Source organism: Nocardia aobensis NBRC 100429 (assembly GCF_000308375.1).
Taxonomy (GTDB): Bacteria; Actinomycetota; Actinomycetes; order Mycobacteriales; family Mycobacteriaceae; genus Nocardia; species Nocardia aobensis.
Genome location: NZ_BAFQ01000071.1, coordinates 1 through 11,024, shown reverse-complemented (window position 1 = coordinate 11,024; position 11,024 = coordinate 1). Strand labels below are relative to the sequence as shown.

General features: G+C 67.4%; 7 protein-coding genes and 2 pseudogenes. 5 read left to right on the top strand and 4 right to left on the bottom strand.

Annotated features, from left to right (window positions below; all coding sequences use genetic code 11):
• Window positions 1–357: pseudogene (locus RJ03_RS09740) on the top strand (malto-oligosyltrehalose synthase); the annotation flags it as partial.
• A gap of 18 nt (window positions 358–375) precedes the next feature.
• Here RJ03_RS09740 and RJ03_RS36680 read toward each other — a convergent pair.
• Window positions 376–909 carry a transglycosylase SLT domain-containing protein gene (locus RJ03_RS36680; RefSeq protein WP_086007217.1) on the bottom strand — a complete coding sequence of 178 codons (534 nt, stop codon included), beginning with the start codon at window positions 907–909 and terminating at the stop codon, window positions 376–378.
• Between the two features lie 550 nt (window positions 910–1,459).
• The gene (locus RJ03_RS09730; RefSeq protein WP_083870710.1) at window positions 1,460–2,731 is read right to left on the bottom strand and encodes a T6SS phospholipase effector Tle1-like catalytic domain-containing protein; all 1,272 of its coding nucleotides are present in this window, start codon (window positions 2,729–2,731) and stop codon (window positions 1,460–1,462) included.
• 521 nt (window positions 2,732–3,252) lie between these two features.
• Between RJ03_RS09730 and dnaE the strand changes: the two genes are divergently transcribed.
• Window positions 3,253–6,798, top strand: coding sequence for a DNA polymerase III subunit alpha (gene dnaE, locus RJ03_RS09725; protein WP_036500439.1), 3,546 nt, complete (start codon window positions 3,253–3,255; stop codon window positions 6,796–6,798).
• Between the two features lie 114 nt (window positions 6,799–6,912).
• On the opposite strand, the gene RJ03_RS09720 is transcribed toward dnaE, so the two are convergent.
• Window positions 6,913–7,149: a hypothetical protein gene (locus tag RJ03_RS09720; RefSeq protein WP_036500438.1), complete on the bottom strand. Its 237-nt coding sequence runs from the start codon at window positions 7,147–7,149 to the stop codon at window positions 6,913–6,915.
• Window positions 7,150–7,257: 108 nt separating this feature from the next.
• On the opposite strand from RJ03_RS09720, the gene RJ03_RS09715 reads away from it, so the two are divergent.
• Window positions 7,258–7,701 (top strand): nitroreductase family deazaflavin-dependent oxidoreductase, encoded by a 444-nt coding sequence (locus tag RJ03_RS09715; RefSeq protein WP_036500445.1) that lies wholly within the window; start codon window positions 7,258–7,260, stop codon window positions 7,699–7,701.
• Window positions 7,702–7,827: 126 nt separating this feature from the next.
• Entirely contained in the window at window positions 7,828–9,183 is a 1,356-nt protein-coding gene (gene ilvA, locus RJ03_RS09710; protein ID WP_051024513.1) for a threonine ammonia-lyase IlvA, read from the top strand.
• Window positions 9,184–9,254: 71 nt separating this feature from the next.
• On the opposite strand, the gene RJ03_RS09705 is transcribed toward ilvA, so the two are convergent.
• Window positions 9,255–10,421: a serine hydrolase domain-containing protein gene (locus RJ03_RS09705; protein WP_281032273.1), complete on the bottom strand. Its 1,167-nt coding sequence runs from the start codon at window positions 10,419–10,421 to the stop codon at window positions 9,255–9,257.
• Window positions 10,422–10,725: 304 nt separating this feature from the next.
• On the opposite strand from RJ03_RS09705, the pseudogene RJ03_RS09700 reads away from it, so the two are divergent.
• A pseudogene (locus RJ03_RS09700) lies at window positions 10,726–11,024 on the top strand (hypothetical protein); the annotation flags it as partial.

The window sequence follows — 11,024 nt, the reverse complement described above, 5'->3', positions numbered from 1 at the left end:
ACACCGGAATTGGACAATTCCGGGGCGGCGAAGATGTGGATCGTCGCCTACGCACTGTGGTTGCGGCGGGAGCGGCCGGACTGCTTCGTCGGCGGCTCCTATACACCGCTGTTCGGCAGCGGCGACCGCAGCGAACACCTGGTGGGGTACGCGCGCGGCCGCAGCGGCGAGGCGCCGCAGGTGATCGTGGCCGCGACCCGCTACAGCGTGGCCCTGGCCGAGGGCGGGTGGGCCGATACCGTCCTCGACCTGCCCTCGGGCACCTGGACCGACCGCCTCACCGGCCATACGTTCACCGGCCGCACCCGGCTGGAGAAGCTGTTCGCCCGCCTGCCGGTGGCGCTGCTGGTGCGCTGAGGCCGGAGCGAGCCCGGATCAGTACGCCGAGAACACGCTGTCGATCGTGCCGTAGCGGTGTGCGGCGTAGTTGCAGGCGGCGGCGATGTTGGCGACCGGGTCGTAGATGTCACCCGAGGTGCCGTCGACGTGATAGGCGGCGAAGGTGGGATCGATGACCTGCATCAGGCCCTTGGACGGGATGCCGGCCGCGGCGTTGGAGTCGTAGAGGTTGATGGCACGCGGGTTGCCGCCCGACTCGCGCATGACGTTGCGGTAGATGCCGTCGTAGCTGCCCGGAATGCCGTGCTGACCCATCACGAACAGCGCGTGCTTGATCCAGCCGTCGAGGTTGTCGGCATAAGTCTGCGGGACCACCTGCTGCAGCGGCTGCGGCAGGTTCTGCAGGAATTGCTGAGCCTGATCCTGCTGCGGCTGCGGCAATCCCTGCGCCCACTGCTGGGCGCCCTGCTGCAGTTGCGGCGGCACAGCCGGGGCGTCGGCGTGGGCCGCGACGGGCACGGTGACGACGGCGGCGAGGACGGCGAGGGGTAACAGTCTTCTGATCTGCATGGCGATACGAGCTCCGGGTATGTCGAACGGTGGTGGGACCATCGCGACGATCCACAGAACAAAAGCCCGCTCGCCGCGGTGAAAACAGACCGTTGGTCTGCTTCCTGGCGAGTCACAGAATGATTGCGGTAAGTTAACGTAAACATAACGCCACATGAACAGCGAGTGTTATTACGCTGAGAAAAATCCGCTGGACCTGCAGTAATGTGTGCAACGGATCACACGCCGGTTTTATCTCGATCAGATCACGCAGCACTGCCCTGCTCCGAGCCGAGATCGCTCCCCACCTTTAAGCCACTGAGACACAAGCGAACCCGGGCGCGTACCGGAAGCGCCCGGGACAGGTTTCAGCGGCCGGGGATCACTCGGCTCGGGACCACTCCATACGCCGGAAAAACACCGCCATGCCGCCACCGGTTCCGAGGCGGCACTCCCGCCGAGCGTCGAGAACCGGTCATTTCCGGCAGCAGCAAGCGGCAGCTCCCCCTGAGCCGCCGCACCGCGCCGCCGGCGAACGCGCTGGGCGAACGCCGGGGGCACGCGGTGACTGTCAGGCGGCGGTGCCGGCGACCGAGCCGCTGCCCGCCGGATGCTCTGCGCCCGGCACATGCTGTTCGGCTGCCGGGTGGTGACCGTCGACGCCGTCGTCGTGCTCGTCGTGCTCGCCGACCGGCAGGGTGGGCAGCGGTCCGGCGAGTTCCTCGGCCCAGCGGACGACGTTCGGCGGGCGGTAGGTCGCGCACGGCGCGGCACAGTCGGCGAGGTAGACGAGCCGATCACCGGGTGCGCACAGACGGCGCCAGGAATCGGCGTAGAAGCGGGGGTTGCGCGGATGCAACGCCCACCCCACCCGATTGAGGACGCGGTAGAAGACGGTCAGCGAATCATGCGCCCGCGGAGGCGAATTCGGCGTCGAATCCGCCACGGCGACAGTCGAATCCGGCGCGCCGGCCGATTGCGCCGGGGTACCGCGGCCCAGGAGCTGTTCGATGCGCTCGTCGTCGAAACTCAATCCGGCCCCGCGAGCCTGGTCGACCATCCAGCGCAGCGTGATGTCGGAGAGCCGGCTGTCGGCGTAGCCGCCGCCGATATCGGTGTGCACTCCCTGGAACCACACCTGCTGCACCCGGTCGGCACCGACCGGGCCGCCCTCGGGGTCGTCGGTGACCTCCCACAGGCAGGGCGCGTACATCCGGCGGCGCTCGTCGATCGCCAGCGCTTGCCGCGCGTACCGCACATTGCGCGACAGCCGCACATCGTGGAAGCGGTAGCGCCACGAGGTCAGCAGCGGCACCCCGAGCGCGCCGACGGTGTCGAAGACGCCGACGAAGTGGATCGGCACCGGATAGACGCAATGCCGCTCACGGAATTCGATCCACTCCGGCCGATCCGGGCCGTCGGGATCCAGTTTGCGCTGGCGGTAGATCGCCAGCGCCTCCGGATACGTCCGCTCGATCATCGCGTCGGCGGTGAGCAGCCCGAGCCGGTTGACCATCCCGACCAGGCTGCGGGCCGTATAGGCCCCGCGACTGAAGCCGAAGACGTAGATCTCGTCCCCCGGCTCCCAATTCAGGGCGAGCTGCCAGTACATCGTGGACAGATTGGCGTCGAGTCCGAGCCCGAACGCGCCGCCGAGCAGTTTATCGGCCAGATAGCCGCGGGAGCCGGGGCCGTCGACATAGAAAACCCGTTGTCCCACATGGTCGCCCGCGTCGGTGACGGCACTCGACCGCACCGACTCGGCGATCTTCACAACATTGGAGACCGTCGGAGTGCTCTCCGATCCCCACGTGCCGTCACAGCACACAACCAAACGCTTCATACCGGTAATCCTCCCGCCCCGTACCGTGTCGCTCGCGAGTAGCGAACTACTCGAATCATCGCGCAGCGCGAGTGATTACGTTAATGCTCGCGCGCATCGGATGTCGGGAATGCGAGTAGTGGGAGGCCGCCCGCTCGCGATCCGCCGGCAACTACCTACGGCGGCGTTCGACGACGAAGACAACGGTGAAGGGAATGATGACGGCCGACCGCCCTCGTCTCGGTCGACCGTCATCGGCGAGACGGGGAGTGGCCCGAAGACCACCGACCGCCGTGACGCACCGATCTGCCCTTGTGGACCGTTCGGCTCTCGCAGCCGGGTTATCGCCGCCGGGCTCGCGCGGCGTTACCGGGGGCCACTCGAATCCCTTCCGGCTATCGCCCGCTGCGGTGAGATTCGCCACGGTGATGCGGGCGGTTCGCGGCGATTCCGGCGGACTCGCCGCGAACCGCCGAACCGCGAATTGCACGCATGTAGTTCCCTGGCGCCGGGTGTCGGTCCGGTCGACTAGGATTCCTCGCGTGGCCGACTCGGGATTCGTACATCTGCACAATCACACCGAGTACTCGATGCTCGATGGCGCCGCCAAGATCACGCCCCTGTTCAAGGAGGCGGAGCGGCTCGGGATGACCGCGGTCGGGATGACCGACCACGGCAACATGTACGGCGCCTCGGAGTTCTACAACTCGGCCAAGAAGCAGGGCATCAAGCCGATCATCGGCATCGAGGCGTACATCGCGCCCGAGTCGCGGTTCAACACCAAACGCGTGCAGTGGGGTGACCCGAGCCAGAAGAGCGACGACGTCTCCGGTTCCGGCGCCTACACGCATATGACGATGGTCGCCGAGAACGCGACCGGTCTGCGGAATCTGTTCAAGCTGTCGAGCCTGGCCTCCATCGAGGGACAGCTCGGCAAGTGGGCGCGGATGGACGCCGAGATCATCGCCCAGTACGCCGAAGGGATCATCGCGACCACCGGCTGCCCGTCCGGCGAGGTGCAGACGCGGTTGCGCCTGGGCCACGACCGCGAGGCCCTGGAGGCCGCGGCCAAGTGGCAGGAGATCTTCGGCAAGGACAACTTCTTCCTCGAGCTCATGGACCACGGGCTGTCCATCGAGCGACGGGTGCGCGAGGGCCTGATCGAGGTCGGCAAGAAGCTGGGCATCCCGCCGCTGGCCACCAACGACTGCCACTACGTGCACGAATCCGACTCCACGAATCACGAAGCGCTGCTGTGCATTCAGACCGGTAAGACGCTCTCGGACCCGACCCGCTTCAAATTCGACGGCAGCGGCTACTACCTGAAGTCGGCCGCGGAGATGCGCGAGATCTGGGACGGCGAGGTCCCCGGCGCCTGCGACAACACCGTGCTGATCGGCGAGCGGGTGCAGTCCTACGAGGACGTGTGGACCCACCGCGACCGGATGCCGAAATTCCCGGTTCCCGAGGGTGAGACCGAGGCGTCGTGGCTGCGCAAGGAGGTCGCGCGCGGCCTCGAGTACCGCTTCCCCGACGGTGTCCCGCAGAAGTATCTCGACCAGGCCGAATACGAGATCAACGTCATCCTCGAGATGGGCTTCCCGGCCTACTTCCTCGTCGTCGGCGACCTGATCAATCACGCTCGCGAGGTCGGGATCCGGGTCGGGCCCGGTCGTGGTTCGGCCGCCGGCTCGCTGGTCGCCTACGCGCTGAAGATCACCAACATCGACCCGCTGCCGCACGGTCTGCTGTTCGAGCGATTCCTCAACCCCGAGCGCGTGTCGATGCCCGATATCGATATCGACTTCGACGATCGCCGCCGCGGTGAAATGGTCCGCTACGCCACCGAGAAGTGGGGCACCGACCGGGTCGCCCAGGTCATCACCTTCGGCACCATCAAAACCAAAGCGGCGCTGAAGGATTCGGCCCGCGTGCTGTTCGGCCAGCCCGGCTTCGCGATCGCCGACCAGATCACCAAGGCGCTGCCGCCGCCGATCATGGCCAAGGACATCTCGGTGTCGGGTATCACCGACCCCGAGCACGAGCGGTACAAGGAGGCCGCCGAGGTCCGCACCCTCATCGAATCCAATCCCGATATCGCCAAGATCTACGACACGGCGAAGGGACTGGAAGGCCTGATCCGCAACGCCGGCGTGCACGCCTGCGCGGTGATCATGTCCTCGGAGCCGCTGACCGACGCGATCCCGGTGTGGAAGCGAGCCCAGGACGGCGCCATCATCACCGGCTGGGACTATCCGTCGTGTGAGGCCATCGGCCTGCTGAAGATGGACTTCCTCGGCCTGCGCAACCTCACCGTGCTCGGTGACGCGATCGACAACGCGAAGGCCAACCGCGGTGTCGACGTCGACCTGGACGCGCTGCCGCTGGACGATCCGAAGACGTTCGAACTGCTCGCCCGCGGTGACACGCTCGGTGTGTTCCAGCTCGACGGCGGGCCCATGCGCGATCTGCTGCGGCGCATGCAGCCCACCGCCTTCGAGGACATCGTGGCCGTCGGCGCGCTGTATCGCCCCGGCCCGATGGGCATGAACGCGCACAACGACTACGCCGACCGCAAGAACGGGCGCCAAGAGGTCAAGCCGATCCATCCGGAGCTGGAGGAACCGCTCAAGGACATCCTCGGCGAGACCTACGGTCTGATCGTCTACCAAGAGCAGATCATGCACGTCGCGCAGAAGGTGGCCGGGTACTCGCTCGGACGAGCAGACATCCTGCGCCGCGCGATGGGTAAGAAGAAGGCCGAGGTGCTGGCCGCGGAGTTCGAGGGCTTCGAGAAGGGCATGCTGGAGAACGGTTTCTCCAAGGCCGCGATCAAGGCGCTGTGGGACACCATCCTCCCGTTCGCCGGCTACGCCTTCAACAAATCGCATGCCGCCGCGTACGGCCTGGTCTCCTACTGGACCGCCTACTTCAAGGCCAACTATCCGGCCGAGTACATGGCCGCCCTGCTCACCAGCGTCGGCGACGACAAGGACAAGGCCGCGGTCTACCTGTCGGACTGCCGCCGCCTGGGCATCACGGTGCTGCCGCCCGACGTCAACGAGTCCGAGCAGAACTTCGCGCCGGTCGGCACCGACATCCGGTTCGGTCTGGGCGCGGTGCGCAACGTCGGCACCAACGTGGTGGCCTCCATCATCGCCGCCCGCACCGAGAAGTCGAAGTTCACCGACTTCTCCGACTACCTGAACAAGATCGACACCATCGCCTGCACCAAGAAGGTCACCGAATCCCTCATCAAGGCAGGCGCTTTCGACTCACTCGGCCATCCGCGCAAGGGCCTGCTGCTGGTGCATTCCGACGCCATCGACGCGGTGATGGCCACCAAGAAGGCCGAGGCGATCGGACAGTTCGACCTGTTCGGCGGCCTCGACGACGGTGACGATTCCATCTCGTCGGTCTTCGACGTCAAGGTGCCCGACGAGGAGTGGGAGGCCAAGCACAAGCTGGCCCTGGAACGCGAGATGCTGGGACTCTACGTGTCCGGCCATCCGCTCAACGGGGTGGAGCATGTGCTCGCCGCCCAGGCGGATACGCCGATCCCGGCGATTCTGCAGGGCGACGTCAAGGACGGCGCGCAGGTGACCATCGGCGGCATCCTCGCCTCGGTGACCAGGCGCGTCAACAAGAACGGAATGCCCTGGGCCTCGGCGCAATTGGAGGACCTCACCGGTGGTATCGAAGTGCTGTTCTTCCCGCAGGCCTATTCGGTGTACGGGATGGACATCGCCGAGGATGCCGTGGTGCTGGTGAAGGCGCGCGTCTCGGTGCGCGACGACCGGATCTCGCTGATCGCCAACGATCTGGTGGTGCCGGATCTGTCGTCGATCGGCATGGAGAAGCCGCTGGCGGTGACGATCCCTACCCGGCTGTGCACGCCCGACAAGGTGAACGCGCTCAAGCGCGTCCTGTCCAGCCACCCCGGCACCGCCGATGTGCACATCCGCCATGTGGGATCGCGGGAGAAGACCACCTTGCTCAAGGTCGCCGACAACTTGCGGGTGTCGCCGTCCTCGGCGCTGATGGGTGATCTGAAGGCGCTACTCGGCCCGGGCTGCCTGGCGAGCTGAGGACGCGCGGCGCCGCGCATCGACCGGTGCGTCGTGCCGCAGTCCGCTACCGACGACAGAGCATCCCGACGGGAGCATGTTCGACGTGAGGATGGGCGCTGATAGCCCGTGGGGTCAGTCGGTGTGGTGCGGGCGATCCGCCACGACTCCCACGATCCAGCGCAGTGCCGCGAATCCGGCGCCGACCAGTACGGCGAGCTGCGCCGACCCGGTGATCAGGCCCAGCATCAGCGCGAGCAGCAGACCCAGCGCGACGGCCTCGAGTTTGTACACCGGCCACGGCACACCGGCGAGCCGCACCGTATGCGTGGCACGGCGGACCGGGCGAACGATGGGGCTGACCGCTGTCATGCCGTCAGGCTACACGTATCCCGAATTTCGGTCCACCGAACATTTGCGGCGATCCGGTCACGAACGACGCCGGGAACACATCCGCGGGCCTCGATTGTTATGCCGGGCATGCCACTCACCGGAGAATACGCACCCAGCTCGTCCGACTGGTCCCGCGAGCAGGCCGAGAAGTACGAGGCCTCCAACGGGTCACAAGCCAACACCCTGCTCGACCGCGGAATTCCGATCATCCTGGTCACCAGTGTCGGCGCCAAGACCGGCAAACTGCGCAAGACTCCGCTGATGCGCGTCGAGCACAACGGCGAGTACGCGGCGGTCGCCTCCCTCGGCGGCGCCCCGAAGCATCCCGTCTGGTACTACAACCTCAAGGCCAATCCGACCGTCGAACTGCGCGACGGCGATGTGGTCAAGGACTACACCGCGCGCGAGGTGACCGGCGAGGAGAAGGCCGTGTGGTGGGAGCGCGCGGTCGAGGCCTACCCGGACTACGCCGACTATCAGAAGAAGACCGACCGCGAGATCCCGGTCTTCGTCTTGACCCCGAAGTCCTGATTCACCGGTCCGCGATCGTCGCTGCGACGCCCGGCCCTCGGTCCGGGCGTCGCCGGTTTCCGGGCGTACCGGACCGCTGGGGAAACTGCCGCGCGCCGCACCTACCGCGACCGATAGCATGTTCGGGTGTCTGAACCGCTGGATGTCGTAGAGAAAGTATCCGCTCCGCTGCCCGAACTGAGCGCGGACGAGATCGACGCGGCCGCCAAGCGAATTTCCGACATCGTCGAGCCGACCCCGCTACAGCGAATCGAGCGGTTGTCGGCGGCCACCGGTGCGAACGTCTACCTCAAGCGTGAGGACCTCACCGCGGTCCGCTCCTACAAGCTGCGCGGCGCCTACAACCTGATCGTGCAACTCGATGCCGGCGAACGCGCGGCCGGCGTCGTCACCGCCAGCGCCGGCAACCACGCCCAGGGCGTGGCCTTCGCCTGCCGCGCGATGGGAATCCAGGGCCGCATCTACGTGCCGACCACCACACCCAAGCAGAAACGCGACCGCATCCGCGCCCACGGCGGCGAATTCGTGGAGTTGATCGCCGTCGGCGACACCTTCGACGCGGCGGCCGCGGCGGCTGCCGACGACGTCGCCCGCACCGGCGCCACCATGGTCCCGCCGTTCGACGACGCCCGCACCGCGGCCGGACAGGGCACCGTGGCGGTGGAGATCCTCGAACAGCTGCCGACCGCCCCCGATCTGGTGATCATCCCCGTCGGTGGCGGCGGTTGCCTGGCCGGTATCGGCACCTATCTGCGCGACCGTTCGCATACCACCGCCATCCTGGGCGTCGAACCGGCGGGCGCGGCCTCGATGACGGCCGCGCTCATCGCGGGCGGCCCGGTCACGCTGCCGCAGATCGATCCGTTCGTCGACGGCGCCGCCGTGCGGCGAGTGGGCGAGCTGCCCTATGCCACGGTGTCGAAATTCGGTGGGCGCGTGGTGTCACATGCGTCGCTGCCGCTGCTCATCGGCACCGAATCCCCCCGGGGCGCAGGCTCTTTCCGGATGATGCAGGTCGACGAGGGCGCCATCTGCACCGCCATGCTCGAGCTGTATCAGAACGAGGGTGTGATCGCCGAACCGGCGGGTGCGCTGGCGGTGGCCGCGCTGGCCGAGATCGACATCGAGCCGGGGTCGACGGTGGTGTGCCTGCTGTCGGGCGGCAACAACGACATCTCGCGCTACGGCGAGATCATCGAGCGCTCGCTGGTACACCGGGGCCTCAAACACTATTTCCTGGTGAACTTCCCGCAGGAACCCGGTGCGCTTCGCCGCTTCCTCGACGAGGTGCTCGGCCCCGACGACGACATCACCCTGTTCGAATACGTCAAGCGCAACAACCGGGAGACCGGGGCCGCGCTGGTCGGCATCGAACTGGGCGCGCCCTCCGGCCTGGCGGCACTGCTGGCGCGCATGGACGATTCGCCGATCCAATGCCAGCAGCTCGATCCCGACTCCCCCACCTACCAGTACCTCACCTGATCTCCCCCCACGCACCGCCCTGTGCCGCGAAACCTGACGCGGCACAGGGCAGTTCGGCGTTCAGAGCCCGATCAGGCCGCGCGGCGCTGCGACGAACGACGGCCGTCGAGCATGGCCCGTGCACCACGCATCACCAGCGGCAGCACCCAGGCGGCGGCCAGCTGATCCCACACGAACGACTGGGGCGTGAACCGGTTGTGCACGAAGCCGACGGACAGTCCCAGCCGCGGTTCGGCCCAACCGAAGCACCCGGCCAGGCCGATATGGCCGAATCCGGAGGAGGCACCCGGGATCGGGAACGTGTGATAGCCCAGATGCCACATCATCGGGAAGTAGAACAGGGCGTGATCGAGCCGGCGGGTCTGCACCCGCCGGATCTGGCGCATGGTCTGCGCCGACAGGTACCGGCGACCGGCGATCATGCCGTCGTTCGCGAGCGCGCTGTAGACCGAAGCCAGTGCACCCGCGGTGAAAACTCCGTTCCCAGCAGGCATTTCGGTCGCGAGAATAGACGGCTCGTCACCGTCGAAGAGGGCGTGCAGGCCCGGCAGGAACAGTGCGCGGGTGGCGGCGCCGGGCGGGCCGGGAAAGCGTCCGGCCTGCCCGAGCAGCAGGGCGCCCAATGCCGTGCCCGCCACGGCCAGCCGGGAACCGGCGAGCGCGGCGACCGTGGTGGCCGAGTCCGGCGCCGGGCGGCCCAGATGCAGGCCGTCGATGCCCAGCGGCTCGGAGACTTCGGTGCGGAACAACTCGCGCATACTCGTGCCGGTGACCGAACGGGCGAGTCCCGCCAGTAGCCATCCGTAGGTGAGTGCGTGATAGGCCGGAACGCCCAGCAGCCGATCCGGCGCCGCGGCGGCCAGCCGGTGTTCCATAAGTTCGTGATCGAGCACCTCGTCGAGCCCGCCGGCTACACTCGGCAGCGACGACAAGCCGGAGCGGTGAGTGAGCAACTGCGCCACGGTGATTCGCGACTTTCCTGCCGCGCCGAATTCCGGCCAGTACTCGGCCACCGGCGCGTCGTAGTCGATCAGGCCGCGGTCGGCCAAACGATGGATCACGGTGGAGGCGATGCCCTTGGTCGCGGAGAACGCGACGCTGCCCGTCTCGCGGGTCCACGGGGTGGCGAGATCGGAGTAGCCGGTCCACACATCGACCACCGGCTCACCGTGCCGAAGCACGGTCAGACCTCCTCCGGCTCCGGCACGGCCCCCGACAATGCGTGCGAAATTACGCACCAAGGGCTCGAACTCGACCGCGGCCGAGCCACGCACACCTGCGGGCAGAGCCGCGGAACCTGCGGGTAAAGCGTCGTTGCTCACAAACCCTACGGTACGGGCGTACCGTTGTGCGGGCAACGGCGTTGTCCGCACGGTGACACCCCCGAGACCGGTTCGACGCGGACCGCACGCGGCGCGGGTCCGACCTGTGACCTCCCCGGCCGCTTCGACATCCCATGTCGTGACCTGGCGAAACAGCCCTGCGCCCGCAACGGTGTGTCATGGTTGAGACATGCGATCGTCGCGGTCTGAGAGCTCCGATTTGCCGGGATCCCGCAGCCGGGCGGGGACACCGCCGACATCGCGGCGGCATCGGGACCTGATCGCGGTGGTCGCCACGCTGCTCGCCGTGGCCCTCGTGGCGGCCTGTTCGAGCTCCGACAAGGTGACCGCGACGCCGCGCCCCGCACCGGTGACCGGCGACTGGAACGGAGTGCTGCCGCTGCCGAATCAGCAGCTGCCGATCGGGGTGACCTTCACCGAAGACGGTGGGAGCGTGACGGTTCCGGCCCAGGGCATCTTCGATCTGCCCCTCGAACAGGTCGATATCGCGCCGGATGC